This window comes from uncultured Capnocytophaga sp., assembly GCF_937936315.1.
Taxonomy (GTDB): Bacteria; Bacteroidota; Bacteroidia; order Flavobacteriales; family Flavobacteriaceae; genus Capnocytophaga.
Map to the genome: position 1 here is coordinate 1 of NZ_CALGWU010000057.1, position 22,028 is coordinate 22,028.

15 protein-coding genes are annotated in these 22,028 nt (G+C 39.7%); 2 read left to right on the forward strand and 13 right to left on the reverse strand.

Translation table 11 applies throughout. From position 1 onward, the window contains the following. Window positions 1–200: 200 nt before the first annotated feature. The 5 genes from odhB to Q0162_RS11060 form a co-directional block, all read right to left on the reverse strand. Window positions 201–1,439, reverse strand: a complete 1,239-nt coding sequence (gene odhB, locus Q0162_RS11040; RefSeq protein ID WP_297891626.1) for a 2-oxoglutarate dehydrogenase complex dihydrolipoyllysine-residue succinyltransferase — start codon at window positions 1,437–1,439, stop codon at window positions 201–203. A 16-nt stretch (window positions 1,440–1,455) separates the two neighbouring features. Beyond that, window positions 1,456–2,412: a DUF4299 family protein gene (locus Q0162_RS11045; RefSeq protein ID WP_297891627.1), complete on the reverse strand. Its 957-nt coding sequence runs from the start codon at window positions 2,410–2,412 to the stop codon at window positions 1,456–1,458. Window positions 2,413–2,477: 65 nt separating this feature from the next. Next, window positions 2,478–2,993 carry a hypothetical protein gene (locus Q0162_RS11050; RefSeq protein WP_297891630.1) on the reverse strand — a complete coding sequence of 172 codons (516 nt, stop codon included), beginning with the start codon at window positions 2,991–2,993 and terminating at the stop codon, window positions 2,478–2,480. A gap of 71 nt (window positions 2,994–3,064) precedes the next feature. After that, window positions 3,065–3,613 carry a TonB-dependent receptor gene (locus Q0162_RS11055; protein ID WP_297891632.1) on the reverse strand — a complete coding sequence of 183 codons (549 nt, stop codon included), beginning with the start codon at window positions 3,611–3,613 and terminating at the stop codon, window positions 3,065–3,067. 139 nt (window positions 3,614–3,752) lie between these two features. Further along, entirely contained in the window at window positions 3,753–6,527 is a 2,775-nt protein-coding gene (locus Q0162_RS11060; protein WP_297891635.1) for a 2-oxoglutarate dehydrogenase E1 component, read from the reverse strand. 332 nt (window positions 6,528–6,859) lie between these two features. Here Q0162_RS11060 and Q0162_RS11065 point away from each other — a divergent pair, with 332 nt between their 5' ends. Next, window positions 6,860–7,339 (forward strand): Dps family protein, encoded by a 480-nt coding sequence (locus Q0162_RS11065; RefSeq protein WP_278638780.1) that lies wholly within the window; start codon window positions 6,860–6,862, stop codon window positions 7,337–7,339. A 108-nt stretch (window positions 7,340–7,447) separates the two neighbouring features. Then, window positions 7,448–8,368, forward strand: coding sequence for an aspartate carbamoyltransferase catalytic subunit (locus Q0162_RS11070; protein ID WP_297891640.1), 921 nt, complete (start codon window positions 7,448–7,450; stop codon window positions 8,366–8,368). Between the two features lie 94 nt (window positions 8,369–8,462). Here Q0162_RS11070 and Q0162_RS11075 read toward each other — a convergent pair whose 3' ends face one another. The 8 genes from Q0162_RS11075 to Q0162_RS11110 all read right to left on the reverse strand — a co-directional run bounded on the left by Q0162_RS11075 (window position 8,463) and on the right by Q0162_RS11110 (window position 21,989). Next, window positions 8,463–9,329, reverse strand: coding sequence for a bile acid:sodium symporter (locus Q0162_RS11075; RefSeq protein WP_297891642.1), 867 nt, complete (start codon window positions 9,327–9,329; stop codon window positions 8,463–8,465). Between the two features lie 16 nt (window positions 9,330–9,345). Continuing rightward, window positions 9,346–10,269, reverse strand: coding sequence for a hypothetical protein (locus Q0162_RS11080; RefSeq protein ID WP_297891643.1), 924 nt, complete (start codon window positions 10,267–10,269; stop codon window positions 9,346–9,348). Window positions 10,270–10,340: 71 nt separating this feature from the next. Then, window positions 10,341–13,442, reverse strand: coding sequence for a reprolysin-like metallopeptidase (locus Q0162_RS11085; RefSeq protein WP_297891645.1), 3,102 nt, complete (start codon window positions 13,440–13,442; stop codon window positions 10,341–10,343). A gap of 105 nt (window positions 13,443–13,547) precedes the next feature. Then, window positions 13,548–15,932 (reverse strand): reprolysin-like metallopeptidase, encoded by a 2,385-nt coding sequence (locus tag Q0162_RS11090; RefSeq protein WP_297891647.1) that lies wholly within the window; start codon window positions 15,930–15,932, stop codon window positions 13,548–13,550. Between the two features lie 153 nt (window positions 15,933–16,085). Continuing rightward, window positions 16,086–19,100 (reverse strand): reprolysin-like metallopeptidase, encoded by a 3,015-nt coding sequence (locus tag Q0162_RS11095; protein WP_297891649.1) that lies wholly within the window; start codon window positions 19,098–19,100, stop codon window positions 16,086–16,088. Between the two features lie 2 nt (window positions 19,101–19,102). Beyond that, window positions 19,103–19,915, reverse strand: a complete 813-nt coding sequence (locus Q0162_RS11100) for a zeta toxin family protein (RefSeq protein WP_297891653.1) — start codon at window positions 19,913–19,915, stop codon at window positions 19,103–19,105. Next, window positions 19,902–20,147 (reverse strand): hypothetical protein, encoded by a 246-nt coding sequence (locus Q0162_RS11105; protein ID WP_009417563.1) that lies wholly within the window; start codon window positions 20,145–20,147, stop codon window positions 19,902–19,904. The genes Q0162_RS11100 and Q0162_RS11105 overlap by 14 nt, the downstream gene beginning before the upstream one ends. 12 nt (window positions 20,148–20,159) lie before the next feature. Further along, the gene (locus Q0162_RS11110) at window positions 20,160–21,989 is read right to left on the reverse strand and encodes a glycoside hydrolase family 13 protein (RefSeq protein ID WP_297891654.1); all 1,830 of its coding nucleotides are present in this window, start codon (window positions 21,987–21,989) and stop codon (window positions 20,160–20,162) included. Window positions 21,990–22,028 lie beyond the last annotated feature (39 nt).

A 22,028-nucleotide genomic window follows, 5' to 3' on the forward strand; every position in this document is an offset into this window, starting at 1 on the left:
TGTAGAAATCGACACAATTAGGGTTTCACGCGCAAAAATACGATATTATTTTTACACAGAAAGACGAGGAGGGAAATTTTAACAGAAAATTAACGCTTATAAGGAAGGGGGTAGAAGTTAGGTATTAGCAGGGAAAAATAAAAGAGGTAAAAGATAAAAAGTTTATTATCTTTTACCTCTTATTTATTAGCTTCTAAGTATTAGAGTTCAAGGGCTTGTTTAGGATTGCCATTCATTAGAATTTCTACAGGATTTTCGAGAGCTTCTTTTACAGCTACTAAAAATCCTACTGATTCACGTCCGTCGATGATGCGGTGGTCGTAAGAAAGGGCGACGTACATCACAGGGGCAATTACTATTTGACCATTGCGCACGATAGGGCGATCGACGATATTGTGCATACCTAAAATACCGGATTGTGGCGGATTGATAATAGGGGTAGACAACATAGAACCAAAGACACCTCCATTGGTAATGGTAAAGGTACCTCCGGTCATTTCGTCTACCGTAATTTGTCCGTCACGAGCGCGGGTTGCTAAACGTTTTACCTCGGCTTCTACACCTCGGAAAGAGAGGTTTTCGGCATTGCGAATCACAGGTACCATCAAGCCTTTAGGTCCTGATACGGCGATAGAGATATCGCAGAAATCGTAAGTAACTTTGTCTTGACCATCAATCATTGAATTGACATCGGGGAAGAGTTTAAGGGCGCGTACTACTGCCAAAGTGAAGAATGACATAAAGCCGAGCCCCACATTATGACGTTCTTTGAAAGCGTCCTTATATTCATTGCGCAACTGGTAGATAGCCGTCATATCGACCTCGTTGAAAGTGGTGAGCATAGCGGTTTCGTTTTTAGCACTCACTAAACGTTCGGCTACTTTACGGCGCAACATACTCATCTTAGCGCGGGTTTCACGACGCACACCACCAGTAGGTGTACCCATTGATGGTTTAGATGCTTTGAGCGCATCATTTTTAGTTATACGACCGTCTTTACCTGTACCTACTACTGTTGATGCAGGGATTTCGCGTTCGGCTAATATTTTACGAGCTGCAGGTGCGACCCGCACGGGGGGAGTAGGTTGCGCTGGGGAAGTGACTTGCACGGGAGAAGGGGCGGAAGCTGCTGGAGCTGCAGGAACCTCTTGTTTCACAGGTTGTGATGTTGAAGGGACTGCTGATGAAGCAGCTGTTGGTGCTTTTGCTTCGGTATCGATCAAGCATACCACTTGTCCTACTTTTACAGCTTCACCTTCTTCAGCTTGCAATGTAATAATTCCGCTAGCTTCAGCAGGAAGTTCGAGGGTTGCCTTATCGGAATCTACTTCGGCAACCGCTTGGTCTTTAGTTACGTAATCCCCCGTTTTTACAAGCCAACGGGCTATTTCTACTTCGGTGATAGATTCCCCAGGAGAGGGGACTTTCATTTCTAGCATAGTTTTTAGGTGTTAGTTATTTCGTTGTTAAAAAGTTTTTCAATTTTGCTAATAAGCCCTTTCGTTCTTGTTTATCATTTTGCAAGAGGGCTTCGAGTTCTCGTCGGTTGAGTGTTATAAGCATATAGTGACCGTCGAGTTTTTGGATTTTGTTTTGAGGCAAACGCTCTAAAAAGGTTTTATAATCAAGACCATCGAGTACTTCATAAGCATTAGGGTCGTTTTCATCACCATTAATGACAACTAAACTGATACGCCATAGTTTTACATCTTCTTGACTGAGGTTTACTTGCGTAAAATCTACAAAAGGTGGATATTCATAAGGCAAGACAGTAGGTACTCCTTGTGTAAGGGCATAAACTCCCATCACTTCCTCTTTGTCGTTACTAAAAAACTGTTGGCGTGCAATATATACATCGGGGTGTTCATATAGTTGTTTTTCTACGAGCTGACTAAAGGCTTTTACTTTATCTTCGGCTTCTAATAGTTCGTTGATCATTTGCTTAGATAAACATATAGGGCGATAAACACTAAAAATATAAGCACCATCTTCTTTATCGTCATAGCATCTGACACCAAAGCTAATATCGTGCCTATAATCGTACGTAATAGCATTGGGTTCATAGGTCTCACCCTCTTCATCAACTACATTAGTAGCCAATGCGGTGGCTACTTTGCCAATGAACTCTATGGCTCCTAACCAATCATTTTCGGTGCTAGGGGTGAACACACGCACTCCATACTCTTGGGTTTCGGGGTCGTAAGAGACTTCAAAACCGCGACCGCTAATACCTTTTTGTCCCATTATCATACACCCCCATTCACTGATAGGGCTATGCATCACCTGAGTGTAATGTTCGTCATCTTCATCAATGTTATACTGCGTAAATCCCTCACGTTGGAGGTTGAGCAACTGCTGAGGCGTCATTTCCTCGGGTGCTTGGGTATTTTTAATGTAAAAAGTTCGACTCATCTTTTGCTAGGTGTTAGTTATCAGGTGTCAGGTGTTAGGGGTTAGGTGCTAATTTAAGAGATATATCATCTAAGAAAAATAGTTTCTTTGTCTTTAAGGTTTTGTTTTTTAGCTTTTTGCGGCTTGAGAGTAATATTAATTACTCCATTCTTAGCTGCGTCACCATATTTAGCTGCGGCTTTTGTTTCAAGTTTTTCTATCTTTTTAACTCTATGTCTATCTATATTTTCCAAAATCACCTTTTTTACTTTAAAATCAAAAAGGGGGACACTATCTAATATATAGAGTGGATGATAGATCTTTTCAGATTTCTTGTCAAAAGCCTTCTTTTTTGAGGGCTTAAAAGCAATTATAATCACTCCTTCTTTGGCTAAATCACCATATTTATCAGTAGCTTCTGCACCTGTAAATACCTTTATACTTTTAATTTTTTCAGGGTCTAAAACATTTAAAGCAAGCTCTCTTAGTTGAGGCTCTACAAGAGGAATGCTATCTAATACAACCAAAGCTGCAATAGGCTTTCGCTTTGCTGATACAGTTCCGATGATAAATAAACACAAGAATATAATAATTGTTTTCATTGAGGCTAATATTTAAACCTTGCAAACTTGTGGCATAGCTTACGAGCTCGTGCCTACGAGGGGGTTCTATTTTATGGTGTTTTCTCTATTAGAGATATATCTAACTTTTCAGTTTTTCCTTTTAAAGTAATTAATAGCACTCCTTTTTTAGCTTTTTCACCATATTTTTTAGTAGCTTTTTTATCTTTTAATACTACAACTCTATCAACTTTCTCAAGATTGATATTATCTATTAAAAGTTTTCCTACTTCAGGATCTGAAAACTCTACATCATTGACAACAACCAGAGGAAAAACTTCTTTAGGAGCTTCTATTCCCGATAAATCGGCTTTTTTAGAAATATCCTTTTTCTTTAAAGTTATAATAACTACTCCATTTTCAGCTCTATTGCTACATAATGTAGGAAGAGTAGTAGCACTTTTAAGGACATTGATACTCTCAATATCATTAGTATTAATTGCACTTAAAAAGATGCTAGCAGCCTTGTCGTCATCTATCAAAACGCCATTCACCACGAGCAAGGGTGAATTTTGCTCTCGTGATACAATTTTGTCAACTGTTTTTTGCGCTGATAGCGCATAAGTGGTTATCAACAATAGTAATGTAATGATTGCTTTCATATTGACGTTCAAAAAACTCTATTTGTGGGGGCGTTTTGCAAAATGCCTCCACATAGTACACCCTAAAAATGAATGATTATCAGATTAATCAACTTTGACGAAGGTTGTAGCGATGGGACAGGCGAATTGCCATTCGTCCCTACGGGATAAATACTTCAGCAATGGCTTGGCTGTGACGTTTGCGGTCACGGGTGTGGCTACCAGAAGCAGGAGCTGCATAAGCAGGTGTACCTACATAACGCCATTTTACCAAATCAAAATTCATTAACATATAGCCATAAGCACCCATATTTTTTGGTTCTTCTTGCGCCCAAACAAAATCGGTAGCGTGAGCATATTTGGCAATTACTGCTTTGAGTTGCTCTACTGGTAATGGGAAGAGCTGCTCGATACGCACCAAGGCTATATCGTCTCTACCTAGCTTTTCACGTTCGGCATAAAGGTCGTAGTAATAACGACCGGAACAGAATACCACGCGTTTTACCTTTTCGGCTTTGGCGATAGGGTCGTCGAGCACTTCTTGGAAATGACCTGCTGCTAAATCGTCGACGGTTGAAATCACTTGTGGGTGACGCAACAAGCTCTTAGGAGTGAATACCACTAATGGCTTGCGGAAATTTGTTTTCATTTGGCGACGCAAGAGGTGGAAGAAGTTAGCCGGGGTAGTACAATTGGTTACATACATATTATTTTCGGCACAGAGTTGCAAATAGCGTTCTATACGTGCTGAGGAGTGTTCAGCTCCTTGTCCTTCATAACCGTGAGGGAGTAATATCACTATGCCGTCCTGAGTCTTCCATTTGCCTTCGCCGCAACAAACATACTGATCAAGCATTATTTGAGCGCCATTAGAGAAGTCGCCAAACTGCGCTTCCCAAATTGTGAGTGTTCGTGGGCTTGCCATTGCATAGCCATACTCATACCCCAAGACTCCATATTCAGACAACAATGAATTATAGATATGGAAAGTACCCGTAGCGAGTTGTTTAGTTTTAAGGTCTTGCAAAAAGCATACTTCTTCTTCAGTATCTTCAGTTTTGATCACAGCGTGGCGATGTGAGAAAGTACCGCGTTGTACGTCTTCCCCAGTGATGCGCACATCGAAACCTTCGGTGAGGAGCGAACCATAGGCTAATAGTTCAGCCATTCCCCAATCGATATGGTTATTAGCATACGCCTCTTTACGATCGGCGATAATCTTTTTCACTTTATTAATAAAAGGTTTATCGGCAGGCAATTCGGTAAGTACGGCAGCTATTTCATTGAGTTTTCCTTTGGCGATAGAAGTATCTACCTTTTGCAACATTTCTTGAGGTGAGGCGATTTCAAAGCCCTGCCATTCGGTTTGCATAAAAGGTTTTAATATTGTAAGCGGTTCTTTGCGTGAAGCTTCAAGACAAGTATCGAGATATGCTTTGTAAGCATTTTCTATTTCGGTAACATACGTTTGTTGGGTAATCCCCTCCCCTATTAGTTTTTGTGCATAGATATGGAAAGGATTGTCGTGTTTACTGATGGTTTTATACATTATTGGCTGAGAGAAACGCGGTTCGTCACCTTCGTTATGACCGTATTTACGATAGCCAAAAAGGTTGATATACACATCTTTGCCAAAGGTTTGACGGTAATCGGTAGCTAAAATGAAAGCGTGTACCACAGCTTCGGCATCATCGGCATTGACGTGAAGCACAGGAGATTCGTTCATTTTTGCAATATCGGTGCAGTAGAGAGAAGAACGCGAATCGGAAAAATTAGCAGTAAATCCAACTTGGTTGTTCACTACGATATGAACAGTACCTCCATTAGTAAAGCCACGCAAGCCGCACATCTGTACAGTTTCGTATACTATACCCTGCCCTGCAACAGCTGCATCACCGTGAATGAGTATAGGCAAGGCTTGACGGATATTTCCTTGACAATAGCGGTCTTGTTTGGCGCGGGTAATCCCTCCGACGAGTGCATTTACAGCTTCGAGGTGTGAGGGGTTAGGCACTAAGTTCATATCTACTGTTTTTCCAGTGCGAGTAGTGCGATTGATAGTAATACCCAAGTGGTATTTCACATCACCATCGAACCAATCGTCCATTTCGTAATCTTTGCCATCGAACTCAGAAAAGATATCTTGTGGATTTTTGTGGAATATATTAGCTAATACATTTAGTCGACCGCGGTGTGCCATACCAAGTACTACGTGTTTTACACCTTGTTCGGCAGCTGTTTCAACCATAAAGTCAAGACCTGCTACAAGGCTATCATTCCCCTCTAATGAGAATCGTTTTTGACCTACATATTTAGTATGAAGGAAGTTCTCAAAAGAAGTAGCTTCGTTGAGTTTTTGAAGGATTTGGAGTTTTTCTTCTTTAGAAAACTGAGGGGTATTATGGTTTTGCTGTAATCGTTTGGTAAACCACTCGCGTTCTTCGGTATTGCGAATATGTTGAAACTCGACACCTATAGACTTACAATAGGTAGTTTGGAGTTTTTCTACAATAGTATTAAGAGTTGAAGGAGCTAAGCCTATTTCGCGAGCAGCATCGAAAGTAGTATTCAAATCGGCTGCTGTTAGTCCGTAGTTTTCGATAGCCAAGGTAGGGGTATAAGGCTCGCGAGGGCGTAGGGGGTTGATTTGTGCGAATAAGTGTCCGTAAGTGCGATAACCATTGATGAGGTTGAGCACAGCAAACTCTTTTTTGACCTTATCGAGAAGGGCAGGGTTCTCGCCATTTACTACTTGTTGTGCCATTACTGGTACGGCTTCTTCAACGGAAGTGCCATATTGCTCTTGGGCAAAATCAAAACCTTGGAAGAAAGCGCGCCAACTGGGTTCTACCGCATCGGGGTTTTCTAAATACTTATCGTATAAATCACCGAAAAAAGCCGTACTTGCGGCATTCAAGAAAGAATACTTATCCATAAAATAGCAATTGTTTCGTTTGTCTTTCGTTAATAATAGGCAAAGGTAGTATTTTGTTTTGAATTAACAAGGGGATTTGTATTAAAAAAAACAATATTTTTACAAATGTTTGATTTTCAATCATATTGAGAAACGAAATAAAAAAACGAGTTACAAGCTCGCACTAGTGAGGGGTACAAGCGAAAAATTTGCATCAGCGAGAAAAACTCAGATAATCTTGAAGTGTCTCAAAGGAGGTAATACTGTTATTAGAAAAATCTATTGAATTTGATTATGTTATTTAATAAAACTATTGTAATTTTGCAGCGTAGAATTAAAAAAATAACAACATTATGAAATTAAATACCTTAGGGCTTGACAAAGCCAAAGTAGAAAAAGAAATCGGCTTGCTAAATGTATTGCTTGCCAACTATCAAACGTATTACCAAAACTTGCGCGGTGTACACTGGAACATCAAAGGAAAACGCTTCTTTGAACTTCACGTGAAATTTGAAGAGCTTTACACTACCGCTCAAGAACAAGTAGACGAAATTGCTGAACGTATTCTCACCCTTGGAGGTGTACCTTTCCACACTCTCGAAAGCTATGTGAAACACACTTCTGTACCTGTAGGTGAAAATATTTTTGACGATGATAAAACTGTGCGTTTGGTAATTGATACTCTTAGTGCGCTATTGCCTTTGGAAAGAGAATTGTTGAACTTTTCTGACGAAATAGGCGATGAAGGTACCAACTCACTAATGAGCGACTTTATCTCTGGACAAGAGAAAACAATTTGGATGCTCAAAGCTTACCTTAATGAAGTAATCTAAAATTAGGTAACAAGTAACAAAAAGACTTTGATAAATTTATCAAAGTCTTTTTTTTGTCAGTTGCTAATTATTTTGTACTTTTGCACAACCACTTAAAAAGAATATAAAATGAGTGCATTGAGTGTTAATCACCTATTGGGTATTAAGTATATCACTGAAAAAGATATACAATTGATTTTTGAAACTGCCGACCACTTTAAGGAGGTCATCAACCGCCCTATTAAAAAAGTGCCTTCACTGCGCGACATTACTATTGCTAATCTTTTCTTCGAAAATAGTACGCGCACCCGCCTATCGTTTGAATTGGCAGAAAAACGCCTCTCTGCTGATGTGATTAACTTTTCGGCTTCACAATCTTCGGTAACCAAAGGAGAAACCTTAGTAGATACAGTAAACAATATCTTATCAATGAAAGTGGATATGGTGGTAATGCGCCACCCTAACCCTGGTGCGGGAGTATTTCTATCACAACACGTAAAAGCCTCTATTATAAATGCTGGTGATGGGGCACACGAACACCCTACTCAGGCTCTTTTAGACTCATATTCTATACGAGAACGCTTGGGCGAGGTTGCTGGCAAGAAAGTAGTGATTGTAGGCGATATATTGCACTCGCGTGTAGCACTCTCTAATATTTTTGCCCTCCACAAACAAGGTGCTGAAGTGATGGTGTGCGGACCTCAAACTCTCATTCCTAAATATATACACGAGTTAGATGTGAAAGTAGAAACTAACTTGCGCAAAGCACTGAATTGGTGTGATGTAGCTAATATGCTACGCATCCAAAACGAGCGTTTGGACATTAGTTATTTTCCTTCTACACGTGAATATGTACAACAATACGGACTTACTAAAGAAATATTGGATAGCTTAGACAAAGAAATAGTGATTATGCACCCAGGTCCTATCAATAGAGGGGTAGAAATCACCAGCGAAGTAGCTGATAGTGACCAATCGATTATTTTACAACAAGTAGAAAATGGGGTTGCTATACGAATGGCGGTAATTTATTTATTAGCTAACAAGTAAAGAGGTAAGAGGTAAGAGGTAAGAGATAAGAGATAAGAGAAAGCGCGATGTTTTTGAATGATAAACATCGCGCTTTTTTATTTATCAGTTGTTGTTATCTTTTTAGTCTGATGGTGATAAGGGCAAAAGCAAAAGTGGTAAAGAAGGAAAAAATTGCATAGACAAGGGCGGGTTTGGTCATATCGGTATTGCCTATAAGGGTACCTGCTACTAATATGGCTAAAGCTGTGTTTTGCAAACCTACTTCTATACTGATAGTTGTTGCTTGTACGCCTGAAAGTTTAAAGTTTTTTAAAGCAATAAAATAACTGAGTATCATTGCGCTGAGATGCATTAATAGTGTAGCTGGCAAAAGACGAATTATTTCGTCTACCGAGATACCACTACCTCCTGATTGTTCATCACCAAAGAATTTGATAAAAAACACAATTCCTAATAATATTGTATTGATCACCTTTAAAGGGAGACGGATTTTAAGAGATATATTAGGGAAAAATCGGTTGAAAAATAAACCCAACAAAGCTGGAATAATAATAATTTTAGCTACTTCCCATACCATATTAAGGATAGGCAAGGAAACCTCAGTATGACTGCCCATAAAGGCTGCTACTGCCCAATTAGAAAGCAGTGGAATAGTAAGCAGAATGAGTAGGCTGTTGATAGCAGTGAGTGCCACAGCTAAAGCAGTATCGGCTTTAATGAGATAACTGATAAAGTTAGAAGTAGTTCCGCCAGGACATATTGAGACAATGATAAGACCTACTTTTTCTTCGGGGGTAAGGTTTATTAATTCCGCAATAATAAAAGCACAGATAGGCAGGAAGACCATCTGCAAGAAAAGCCCCAAATATAGAGGCTTTGATTTTTTGAATATATTCTCGAAATCGGCAAAGTGGAGGGAGCTGCCTATCGCAAAAGTGATAAGCATCAGTACTGCCGAAAGAAGATAATCTATAAACATCGGTAGTTAGGAATTTCTAATAAGTGTAAGTGTAATTGGTTTTGTGGTTATTGTTTTTCTTATACTCCATTGACTTAGGGCTATTGTCATTGTTCCATTGGTAATGGAAAGAGCGAATAGCATTTTCTAAATCCTCATGATTGGCATAGGTATTATCAGCCAAGTTTTTAGTATAAGAAATTATATTATGAGCTCCTATTCTTAAAAGAGGGTCTCTGTAATAATCACCATAATAGTTATAGTTATTTATCAATTCTATTTCGGCTAAATACTTAAATACATCACGCTGGAAGAGATTAGATTTGTTGTCGTATTGATAAGAGCAAGTACCTCTAGTACTTTCTCTAGGCACATTGCCTATATAATTTATTTTTTCAAAAGAGGCTACAGTACCATCAGAGTTAAGGGTATAAGTAAAACGATCATTGAATCCAGGGGTAGGATCACTTGCAATCATTTTGATTTTACCAGTTTCATAAGTATAAGAATACTTTTTGATCACAGGTCCATTCACTGTTGTTTTGGTAGCCACTTTGCCATTTGCATATTCATAAGTAATTTTTTGAACATTATCACTACGAGTAATTGATTGTAAGTTATTTCCACTATAATAAAAATTAAAAGTATAATTTCTATTACTATGAGAATTGCTTTTTAGGGTGATGCTTTTTATCAAATCACCTTCGTAATTAATATTGTAGACTTCATTGGTATTAGTAGACCCATCTTCTATCACTCTTATTGTACTGAGACTAGTTATTTTATTGTTCGTTAAACTATAAGTTTCAGTAGTTTTTATAGTTCCTCTATTGGTTACTTCCTCTTTTACAATTGTTTTAGGGAAAGCACCGCTATTATTATAAATAGTTTCATTGTTATCATCTTTTTTACAAGAGAACAAACTGAGAGTCATTGTTGCTAATAATACGGTTTTCTTCATTGTTTATATTTTTAATATTGGCGACAAAGGTACAAAAAATTAGTTAATAAGCAAATTAATAAATTTGCTAATCACTTCACATATAAGAACCCTTTATCTTTTTTTAACACACCATTTTTGTAGTAGGTTACAACATAGAAGTAAGTTCCTGCAAGAGCTATGCTTTTATTCATATTTTTCACATTGGGATAGCCTTTAAAGACTTTGCCATACTCACCATAAAAGTTATTTTCATAAACCTTAAGCCCCATTTCATCAAAAATAAGTACTGATATAGGTTTATCGGTATCAGCATTTTCTATTTTGAAATAGTTCTCGGGGTTAGATGTTGAGACTCCATTGTATATAATAAGTGATGGGGAGGACGAGTCGGACGGGGCTGATGGGTCGGGGTTGGGTTGTGGGTTAGGTTGAGGTTGTGGGTTAGGTTGAGGTTGTGGGTTAGGTTGAGGTTGAGGTTGAGGTTGTGGTTGTGGTTGTGGTTGAGGGTTGGGCTGTGGTTGAGGTTGAGGTTGGGGTTGTGGCTGTGGTTGAGGTTGTGGCTGTGGTTGGGGTTGGGGTTGTGGATTTTGAGCGTTAGGATCAACAGTGATTACTTGTTCATAACGGTTTTCGTTATGAGCGCTATCTTCTACGAACCACACATAACGTATTATTTTTTTACCGTCTTTGTCTTCACTATTTTGGCTAGACACTACTTGTAATGTTCCATCACAATTATCGGTTGCAGTGAGGTTTTGTCTTACAGGTACATCGGCTTCGCTCTTTACGGTCATACTTGGAGGGTAAGACGAGAGCACTGGTTTTTGAGTGTCTTTAAGGAAAATTTGTTGGGTATAACGGATAGGCAAAGCTCCCTCGGCATAGGCTATCCAAGAGCGAGTGAGTTTGTAAGAATTACGGTCGCCTTCTCTAAACTCTTCTTCATAGTCTATGTGAATATTATCGGCTCCCTCTGCTTTTACTTCAGCTTTGGCAGGAATATCGCCTCGGCATTGTACGTGTTTATCCTCAGGAAGAGGAACTACAAAACGCAAGGTTTTAGTAGGCTCTTCTTTTTCGTAATAGATAAATTGCTGTGCTGTAGCAGAATAGTTGCATTTATCTTTTGCTACCCATTTGCGCAATAAATAGGTAGTATGGTCTTCTTCTGAAAAAGTTACCTCAGCTTTTTTATTAGTACCACAATAATGAGATTCGGCGGTAACGTTAGGTTTTTCGGGAATAGCATTTTTTTTAACAGTTATCACAGGCTCTGGCAAATTTTTAAAGGTAATATCAGGACTGTGCATATCCAATAAATAAGGTTTTTCATTGCTTACAGCATAAGCGATATGATTGAGTACTTCTATTTTGAAAATACCTTCTACATAGAGATTGCCACCATTCAACCCCTTAGCTTGTGTAGGGAAAATGACAGTAGCTTGTCCGTTATTGGGTAATCCATCGGCTAATACATATTTGTAGGTTTTTCCATAATCGTCTGAAAAGAGGATACGTACTTTGCTATCGTTGCCAAAAATATTTTTATCTACACTCCAATTAATGGTAACTTCTTTACCACGTTTGTATTTTCCCGCACTACTTTTGCTTACAGAAGTAATCTTGAAAGGCGTTCCCCCTACTATATTTACTTTGGTTTCATAGACATCATAGAGCGCTACGTGCGGTTTTCCGTCTTTGTAAGCTCCTATTTTACCGTCGGATACGCCTAACCAAAAAGTAAAAACGCCAGTTTCGTTTTCTCCTGTGAACTTATAAGGTACTTTTTCCCATTCATTAGTGTTATTATTTTTTCTATAGGGTTGATAGAACTCTATATGATTGCTCTCGGTAGGGCGATTAGAAGGGAAACGCGCTTTGCCAAACTGATTAAAATCAGCTTGGTGTGCCATATAGAGAAGTGGGTCGCCATCGGGGTCGGTTGCTTCTATATTGAATTGAAAGTAAGTGTTTTGGGGGAGTTTGTATTCCTTTTTCAAAGTAGTACGCTGGATTACAGGGGCACGGTTAGTAGAAACTTCACCGTAGGGGATATTGTCCTGTGGCAAGCCTACCAACTGTGTACGGGCTTTATCGCTATAATAGGCATCGTGCAAATTGGTACGGTTGCGGATGGTGTATATAGAAGGAAGTGAGAAATATGTGCCATAAGGGTCGTTGATATAACTCATAATAGAGTTCCCTCTATCGGGTTCGGTATGAGAAGAAGCGGTTGCTCCTCCTATGGTAAAGGTGTGTGCGGAGCCTAATAAGTGTCCTAATTCGTGAAGGATGATATAAAACTCGTGATTGGCGATACAGCCTCCTTTTAGTTTTCCTGTAATTTCACCCAAATGCGCCAATCCGCGATTATCACGGTATATAGAAAAGACAATACCTGCATCGTAATTCTCTTCGCCTATAAGGTTATTAAAATCTGAAGTCGCTCTATTCAATGCCTCTCTCACCACAGGGTTATCGTATATTTCTTTGTCTTTAGTAGTGATGATAAGGCGAGGGTCGTTCACCAAAGTAAATTGACAACCAATCTCTCTACCGCATACTTCGTTGAGCCCTGCCTCTACTTTTGTCATAAATTCTTTTACCTTATTTATATCACTATAACAATATTTTTTGTAGAAACTATAATCGATGAGCATAGCTAAACGATAGGTTCTGAGTACATTGGTATTGTAAAGCACTTTTTTATCGTCAGACGGAAGTGCCTCTTCGTGCAGTATGGCGCCACGTGCAGTCATCGCATTAGCAGGCGCGAGTTGCATAGGTAGTCTTTGGGAAGTGGGCGTTGTAGCTTGAGAGCATTGTCCATCGGCGCAAGTGCCACAAGTGAAGTGTTCTTTATCGGTAGTAACTTTGATCATTCCATTTTCAGTGTTGATGAAATAAGAATGACCATCGTGCCATACTTCACCTGATAGGGTAGTTTTATTCATTGAGAGCGTTCCTGCAAAATTGCCATTGTGATAGGCAACGAAAGTGCGGAATCCTTCTTGGACAAGGCTATTGGGACGTGCTTGCCAGTTGAGCGATATAGATTTTCCTTTGATAGGAACATTCCATTGTACTGAGGTGTTTGTACCGAAAAGGCGTATGACCTCAGTAGCTTTTTGTTGTGCGTTGGTTACTGCTGTTAGTAAGAAGCAGAGTAGTAAGAGTTTTGATATTTTCATTTGTTGTTAGTGTTTAGTGTTATAGCCCCCGTTCCCCCGAAAGGGGACAAGCCGCAAAAGTGATTGTTTTAAGAGGCTTAGAGTATCTCGGAGGGACTTAGCTAATTATCTTACATATAAGAAACCTTTTTGGGTTTGTTGTTGTCCATCTTTATAATAGGTAACAATATAAAAATAAGTACCCGCAAGAGCTTTGCTCCTATTCATATTCTGTACATTAGGATAGCCTCTAAAGACTTCTCCATTTTTACCATAATTACTATTTTCGTATACTTTGAGTCCCATTTCATCGAAGATGAGAATCGAAATAGGTCGGTTTTCATCAGTATTTTCTACTTTGAAATAGTTCTCGGGGTTAGAGATGGAGACACCATTATATATAATAAGTGATGGGGACGGGGTGGACGAGTCGGACGGAGCTGACGGGTCGGGGGTAGGGTTGGTTGGGAGTTGAGGTTGGGGGGTTGGTTGAGGTTGAGGTTTTGGCTGTGGCGTTGGTTGAGGTTTTGGCTGTGGTTGAGGGTTAGGTTGGGGTTGAGGCTCTGGATCAGGGGTAGTTTCAGGTTTTGTAGGGTCTTTTTGTATCATAAAACCCCCTACGTGATAAGGTTTTGTGCAAGACAATGCATAAGCTAAGCCATCAATCACTTCTATTTTGATGATGCTTTGTCCTCTTTGTTTGCCGAAATGTCCGTGAGTAGTGCCTACAGAAATATTAGGAAGCACTACTTGACAAACTCCATTATTAGGTGCTTCTTTTTTCAATACGTATTTATAAGTTTTACCAGAGTCGGTTGAAAGAAGGATACGCACCTTGCTATCCTTACCAAAAATAGTCTCGTCGACCTGCCAATGAAGCGAAAGTGCTTGTCCTCCTTTGTAGGTTTTGTTCTGTTCCCAACTGCCATTATCGAAGTTTTGTATTTGAAAAACTTTACCTTTGACTATTTTCACTTGCACCTCTTCTACATCGTATTTCACTACGTGGTTGTTATCGCTTTTGTTATGATCAGCAGCTGCTAACCAAAAAGTGAATGTGCCTTCTTTGTAAGAATCGGCAGCCCCTATAGGTACAAAGGTATTGCGTTCTCTCTCAAACCAAGTAGTTTCAAAGCGTATATTACCATCAGATTTTCCTTTGTAGGTCATAAAACGCGCGTTAGATTTGGTAGAGTGAAAGCGCCTATCAGCGGGGTGTGCTATATAAGTAAGCGCATCGCCCTCGGGGTCAGTAGCATTCAGATAGAATTGGAAATATGTTTCTTCTGGGATAGTGTAGGTTTTCTTAAGATGCGTTCTGTCAAGCACTGGGGGACGGTTGTTGCTCTTTACCCCATAAACAAGGTTAGAGCCTGTACCCTCTACACGCTTGCCTGCCACTTGGGTACGCGCTTCATCGGCGTAATACGCCATAGAGTTTCCCAAGAACTTGCGTATCTCTTGCAGACTTACGAGCGAAAAGAAATCGCGGGGGTGCTCGTGTCCATAACTCATAATTGATTGACCCGATCCAGTTTCGGTTTTACTAGAATACTGACCTCCGTTAGAGAACGTATGGTCTGAGCCAAACATGTGTCCTATCTCGTGGGCAATGGTAGAAGGTTTTACAGGGCGTGCCGCCGCGTTAGCTTTGTTGTGTTGTTCATAAGCGGCATAGACCATCGCTAAGCCATTGTAGTTTTGGCGATAATCAGTGAGGATAATTGCTATATCATACTTCTTAGGGTCGTACTTCTTATTTAAGGTGATAGTACCATTGTTTACCACTTCATTAGCAGCTTCCCTTCTGCGGAATAAGTGATTTTCTTCAGTAGTAAAAATAAGTGCCTCATCATCTACCAAAGTAAAATCCACTCCCACATCATTGCGATATAACTCATTCATAAAGGCAACGGTAGCATACCAAAATGCTTTGATTTTATGTATATCTCTATTGAAATATGTCGAATTGTAAATGCTGTAATCCACCGGTATTGCCAAGCGGTAGTGCCTGAACACACCATCGGTGTGAATGAGCGCTTTAGGATAAAGTGAATTGTAAATCTCGGGTTGCTCAATAGGAGGGTCATTTTTATCTTCATCGCCTTCGGGAAAGAAATTGCGGGCAGTGAGGGCTTGTTTTCCCAAAGAACTCGCACCACAATCGTGTTCATCGGTTACTGCCTCAACAGTGAGCATTCCTTGGGGAGAAGTTCCCAATACATAGGACTTTCCTCTGTGAAAAATTTCACCGCTCAACTCCTGTTTGTCAAAGCTGATGACACCTACAAAATGATCTTGGTAATAACCTACAAACGTGCGAAATCCATTATTAGAGGTAGTGCGCGCTTGCCATTGTACAAGCATAGAAGGTGTGTTAGGAATAGGAGGTGCCCATTCTACGGAAGATTCTGTAGCAAAAAGAGCTATAATACTTTGGATGTTAGTTTGTGCATTGGCTACTTCTATGCTTAGGCATAGCCAAAGTAAGTAGCGTAGTAGATGTTTCATTAGTTTGGTTTTAAAAAACGGTGCAAAGGTACGAAACAATTAACAATTAGCAAGGAAAAATTAACATTTTTTATAAAATACCAAAGAGATTTGGAGTATCTCAAAGGGGTTGCTCATTGGCAATATATTAGGACAACCTATACAGGAGTGTAATTATCTTACATATAGAAAACCTTTTTTTGTTAGTTGTTGTCCGTTGAAATAATACGTCAATACATAGAAATAAGTTCCTGCTAATCGTTTGCTTCCTACTACTCCTTTTATATTAGGGTAGCCTCTAAAATATTCACCATTTTGTTGATAGTAATTACTTTCATATACTTTTAAGCCCATTTCATCAAAGACTTGTAGCGTAATAGGTCGGTTTTTATCGGTGTTTTCTATTTTAAAATAGTTGTCAGAGCCATTTTCGCTAGAAATAGCATTGTAAATCACCACTTCATTAGGGTTAGTATCTATATGGGGAGATTCTTGCGGTTTAAGTTTTATAGTAATATTTTGGGTATATACCCTTTCATTGCCGCAGACATCACGAGCCACCCACTTATAGACCACTTTAGAGAGTTTTCCATTAGTGAGATATTCTTCTTTGGGCGGCATTGTAACAGTAGGTTGCCCAGCACAAGCATCTTCAGCTGAAATGCTCTGTTGTTGAGGTACAGTTATTCCTTCTTCGATAGTAAGGTCTTGAGGTAAATCGCCTACGAAAGTAGGAGGGGTTTTATCGGCTATAGTGATACGCTGGGTATGGGTAAGGGTTGTACAACCATCGGAAGCTGTAAAAGTACGCTCTATGGTGTAGTTGTTGAGGCATCGCTTGTTGAGTTCCTTATCGGCGCGGGTAATCACTACTTTAGCACAACCGCCTTGAGTTGTAGGGGTTTGTACAGCAGGAATGGCTTTAGCGCAATTGACAGTTACATTTTTAGGGACACTTGCCCAAGTGAGCGTAGGGACTTTTTTAGGCTCAATGGTAATGATTTGCTGGTGAGTACTAATATTGCCACAAGCATCTTTGGCTATCCACGTATAGATAAGTTTAGTAAGTTTGCTTTTGGCATCTTTTTCTTCTTTATGAGAAGTTGTAACCGCAGCAGTACCACAATTATCGGTAGCGGTAAGCGTTACTTGAGCGGGTATTGTTTTGCCTTCTTTAACGCTCATATTTTTGGGTAAAGTACCTACAAAAGTAGGGGGAGTTTTATCTGTTACGCTAATAGTTTGAGTATAAGTAAGCGTTTGGTTACAAGTATCGGCAGCTGTAAAAATACGTTTGATAGTATAAGTATAGTCGCAATTGCCTTTGATGCGTTCTTCTTTTTGAAGGGTAACCGCAGGAGTGCACCCTCCTGTAACCGTAGGCAATGTTACCGCTGGAATAGATTGCTCACACGAAAGCATAAGATGATTAGGGAGTGATGCCCAAAGAAGAGGTTCAGGAAGGGCGGGGTTCTTTTCAATGGTAAAACCTCCATTTTTAGGATTGTAATTGGTAAGATCAAAAGCTAAACCATCGATTACTTCTACTTTTAACACCGCCTTATCGGTATTGATATTAGGCAAAGTGATTTCCTTACTGCCATTGTTATCAGTTTCTGCTACTACTATATGTTTAAATGTCTTTCCTAAATCATCAGAAAGCAGGATACGCACTTTGGTATTTTTAAAAATAGTATTATCTACGTTCCAAGTAAGAGTGATTTTATCCCCACCTTTATATTTGTTTTTTGGGGTAGATGTAATTTTGAAGGGGGTACCGTCTTTTACGGTTACTTTGGTTTCTGCCAAATCATATTGTACTATATAGTCGGCTGACGATTGGAGTGGGGCATCGCTCACTCCCAACCAAAAGGTAAAAGTACCCGTAGTTTGTTGTGCCAAACCACTATTGGCTACTACATCTCCCGAGTTTTCGTGGTATTCAGTTTTGATAGTTACAGGGTTGGCAGGGGTTGATTTATAAATAATGTACTGCGTTATAGGGGTTTCATCGCTATTGCGCACATCGTGTTGGTTTACGGTGTATAGTAGCTGCTCGCTATCGGGGTCGGTAGTGGGGATATAGAATTGGAAGAAAGAGCCTTTGGGGATAGTATAATGACTTTTAATCTTGCTGTGTTCTATGCGAGGAGCTTGAGTAGTGAAAGTCTTGTCGTGAGCTTTTACGGGTACTTTCGTTAATCGTTCCCGTATGCGCTGAATGCTCGAGAGTGAGAAGAAATCACGCGGACTACCATAGCTCATTACCGAAGTACCTCTGTCATACTCCGTCTTTTCACTATCGTAGGCTTCTGAGCCCTTATAGCTACCAAAAGTGTGTCTCCCTCCGAATAAGTGTCCGATTTCGTGAGCTATGACTTCTTTGGTAAGTACTGCTACGGCATCAGCTTTGGTATTAGCCTTATAAACACCTTCAAGATAAGCTAATCCTCTGACTCCTTTTTTTAAGGAAGCGGTATACGCAAGGGAAATCCCCACATCATAACTATTTTCTCCTATAAGTTCGTTGATAATCGTTGTTGAATTATCCTTAACATAATCGGCATTGCGATAGCTTGCAAAAGTCTCTTTATTCTCGTCTTTGATGATGAGACGCTCATCCTTTACTACCTCAAAACGCACTCCCAAATCGCGCAGGTACATCTCGTTCAGGAAAGCCTCGGTATCTGCCCAAAAAGCTTTTACTTTTTGTACGTTTTTCTCTAAGTGTCCTGTGCTGAAGGTGCTATAAGGGATATGCATCGCCAAACGGTATACTCTTAGTGTTTGTGTGTTGGCAATGGTAGGAGCGGTTTCTTCGGCTAATATGGCAGGGCGTGCTGTTGAAGGGCTCGGGTGCGAATGAGGTGTATCGGTAGTGCCACACTCAAATTTTTCATTAGGTAAAAAGACTAATTTCCCTTTTTGCAAACTGATTTCATACGATTTATCTCGGTAATGGAAACTCCCTGATACCGCTTTTGAACCTACTGAAAGGGTTGCTACAAAATTGCCTTCGCAGTAACCTACAAAAGAGCGAATACCCTCAGAAGCAAGAGAGGTTTTGCGCTCCTGCCATTGGATATCAAGTTGTTGTTTTTTAGCAATTTCTTTGAGATAAGTTTCTGCGGTTTGAGCATTCCCAAGGAAACCAATAGCTAATAATATGATTGTGATAATGTTTTTCATTCTTAGTCTTTTAACTGCTCTATAAGCGCTTCTACGATGGTTTTTATAGGCGGAGACATTCTCGGTATAGCAGAGTAAGCTCGTGCGATCAGTTGCAAACGAAGTGTCTTATCCTGAAATTGTTGTCTCCTTGCTTTTATAACTTCTGTAGAAGGCAAAATATTTATATCCCATTGCTGTTCACTCAATGAGAAAGTTACCAAATGATTTTCAGCTTGATAATTGTAAAGATGTATTTTATCTACGGCTTTTTCATTGTACAAATGGTCTAATGAGTGAAGTAAGCCTTCTACGGCTCTATCGTGAGAATTTTTATCTGCCAATCGTCCATATCCTTGAAAATCTTTTTCTTCTTGATAGCGCAAATAAAAACCTAATTCGGTAAAGAGTGCAGGAACGGCAATCGCAAAAGCTTCTACATTAAAACCGTTTTCTCTAAAAGCTAATGCCGTACGCAAAGGTACTTCAGGATTGCGCATAGTCCCCTCTACAATGATATTGTATTTATGGATAATAGCCTCTTGTATGAGTGCTTCTGTAAAAAAGTTAGAGAATATTTGAGTCTCTGTTGAGTATCTCTCAGGATATTTTATAAGCTCATTAGCCTTAGGATGAAACTCTCGGTAAATATCTCCATTTACAAAAAGGAAATCTTTGTCAGGAAATTGTCTTAGGATAGCTTTTGCTAGACCACTCTTTCCTGATGCAGGCTGTCCTCCTAATATAAAGGCAATAGAATTTTCTTGAGATTTTAAACCTGATAAAAGGTCTGTTTTCTCTCTTTCAAAAATATCCTCAATTTTATAGTACTCCATTCATTTGTTTTATTAGCGGACTATAATAATGTACTACTTTATCCATAACAGAAAGCCTTGCCATATCATCAGTGCCATATAGCATTTTTTCTTCCTTTAAATACATTTTAATTTTCTGGTCTAACGCATCCTTCTCTACCAAATTAGTTAAAGTAGATTTTTCCTTAATAGCCCTTACTTTTAATGAGCCTACAATCTGTAATGCTGTATCTAAACTAATAGGTTCTTTCATCATATATCTTTGTTATTTTAATTCAATGAGCATAGGAGTTTTAGCAGATATTTCTAAGGTGCTTGTACTCAGATTGAGTTCTTTCCCCGATATAACATCTTTTCCCTTCAAAAATCCCGCCAAACTCTCGGCAAAGCGGTTGAGGTGGAGCGTTTGGGGTTTATCACTGTTGTTGAGGATAACCATTAGGCTCTCGGTATCGTTGTAGCGGAAATAGACATACACTTCATTTTCAGGAAGGTATTGTTTAGTCTTTCCGTAGTGAATTACGGCTTTATCCTTACGCCAGTTGAAGAGCTTGGCTGTAAAATCGTAATATTTTTTCTGGGTAGCTGTACGCCCAGAGGCTGTGAAAGCATTCTGCGTATCGCCTGCCCAGCCACCAGGGAAATCTTGTCGTATATCGCCATCGCCTTTGCTCTTGTCGCCTGCCATTGCTATCTCACTACCATAATACAATTGCGGAATACCACGCGCCGTTGCCAGCAATGTGATAATCATCTTATAGCCCTCTATCTTAGGATATACGTGATTGATACGTGCCGTATCGTGATTTTCGGCAAAGATAAGTAGGTTGTTGATGTCTTTATACAGAAAATCATTAGTGAAATTGTCGTAGAGTTGTATCATACCTTTGTCCCACGAAGGCGTAGAGCGAAACGCTTCCCCTATCGCATTAAAAAGTGGAAAATCCATCACAGTAGGCAGATAAGTATTATAACTCTGTATAGCACTTATCGGACTGTCCTTTTGCCAATACGACACTTGGGCACTCTGGTTGAGCCACACTTCCCCCATAATATTGAAATGAGGATACTCATCGGTGATGGCTTTTGTCCATTTAGCAATGCCTTCTTTGTCGTTATACGAATAGGTATCTACGCGCAAACCGTCGAGATCGGCGTATTCTATCCACCAAATTGCGTTCTGGGTGAGGTAGTTAAGCACTAATGGATTTGCTTGGTTGAGGTCGGGCATAGAGCGTGCAAACCAACCTTTTTCGCAGTACTTTTTATCCCATTCTGAAGCATTGCTATCCATCTGAGTGCTCATCCTGAAAGTGCTCTGTCCATATCCTGGGAATTGATGCAACCAATCATAGCAAGGTAGGTCTTTCACTATCCAGTGCTGACTGCCCCAGTGGTTAGTCACATAGTCTTTGATGAGCTTCATACCCCGCTTGTGCAGAGCCTTAGACAGCTGTATATATTCCTCATTCGTACCATAGCGAGGGTCTATTTTATAGACATCAGTTTGGGCATAAGTATGGTAAGAATGCTGAGGCTCGTTGTCCTCACATAAGGGCGTACTCCATATAGCCGTAGCGCCTAAAGATTGTATATAATCCAAATGGTCGATAATTCCCTGAATATCTCCCCCATGACGACCATCAGCATCCGAGCGGTTGAGTTTATCAGTAAGTGCAGGGTGTGAATCGTTGTTAGGATTACCATTGGCAAAGCGATCGGGCATAATGAGATAAATCATATCACTGCTATCAAAGCTCTTGCGATAAGCCGACCCCTCTCTGCGCGCTTTTAGTTCATAACTGACGCTCCCCACTTGTTTCTTCTTTTGCCATAGCGAAATGCTATAGTTGCCCGCTTTTTTATCCTTGGTGTCTACGGTTATAAATAGATAATTAGGATTCTCTGTTTTTAGCACATTACTGATAGGTAAGTCGCTTTCCACGCGGTATTGTGCTATATTTTTGCCGTACAATAATATTTGTATTTCAGCATAGTGCATTCCTTCCCACCAAAAAGGTGGTTCTACACGCTCGATTTGAGCGTGAGCATTAAAAAAAGTAAATAGTCCCATAAGGATAATAATGTGTTTCATATTAGTTTTGCCAATTTGGCGATTTAGCAATTTGCTTTA

Excerpts from the sequence above, each read along its gene's own strand:
- odhB (WP_297891626.1), bottom strand. The coding sequence starts at position 1,439 with ATGCTAGAAATGAAAGTCCCCTCTCCTGGGGAATCTATCACCGAAGTA.
- Q0162_RS11045 (WP_297891627.1), bottom strand. The coding sequence starts at position 2,412 with ATGAGTCGAACTTTTTACATTAAAAATACCCAAGCACCCGAGGAAATG.
- Q0162_RS11050 (WP_297891630.1), bottom strand. The coding sequence starts at position 2,993 with ATGAAAACAATTATTATATTCTTGTGTTTATTTATCATCGGAACTGTA.
- Q0162_RS11055 (WP_297891632.1), bottom strand. The coding sequence starts at position 3,613 with ATGAAAGCAATCATTACATTACTATTGTTGATAACCACTTATGCGCTA.
- Q0162_RS11060 (WP_297891635.1), bottom strand. The coding sequence starts at position 6,527 with ATGGATAAGTATTCTTTCTTGAATGCCGCAAGTACGGCTTTTTTCGGT.
- Q0162_RS11065 (WP_278638780.1), top strand. The coding sequence starts at position 6,860 with ATGAAATTAAATACCTTAGGGCTTGACAAAGCCAAAGTAGAAAAAGAA.
- Q0162_RS11070 (WP_297891640.1), top strand. The coding sequence starts at position 7,448 with ATGAGTGCATTGAGTGTTAATCACCTATTGGGTATTAAGTATATCACT.
- Q0162_RS11075 (WP_297891642.1), bottom strand. The coding sequence starts at position 9,329 with ATGTTTATAGATTATCTTCTTTCGGCAGTACTGATGCTTATCACTTTT.
- Q0162_RS11080 (WP_297891643.1), bottom strand. The coding sequence starts at position 10,269 with ATGAAGAAAACCGTATTATTAGCAACAATGACTCTCAGTTTGTTCTCT.
- Q0162_RS11085 (WP_297891645.1), bottom strand. The coding sequence starts at position 13,442 with ATGAAAATATCAAAACTCTTACTACTCTGCTTCTTACTAACAGCAGTA.
- Q0162_RS11090 (WP_297891647.1), bottom strand. The coding sequence starts at position 15,932 with ATGAAACATCTACTACGCTACTTACTTTGGCTATGCCTAAGCATAGAA.
- Q0162_RS11095 (WP_297891649.1), bottom strand. The coding sequence starts at position 19,100 with ATGAAAAACATTATCACAATCATATTATTAGCTATTGGTTTCCTTGGG.
- Q0162_RS11100 (WP_297891653.1), bottom strand. The coding sequence starts at position 19,915 with ATGGAGTACTATAAAATTGAGGATATTTTTGAAAGAGAGAAAACAGAC.
- Q0162_RS11105 (WP_009417563.1), bottom strand. The coding sequence starts at position 20,147 with ATGAAAGAACCTATTAGTTTAGATACAGCATTACAGATTGTAGGCTCA.
- Q0162_RS11110 (WP_297891654.1), bottom strand. The coding sequence starts at position 21,989 with ATGAAACACATTATTATCCTTATGGGACTATTTACTTTTTTTAATGCT.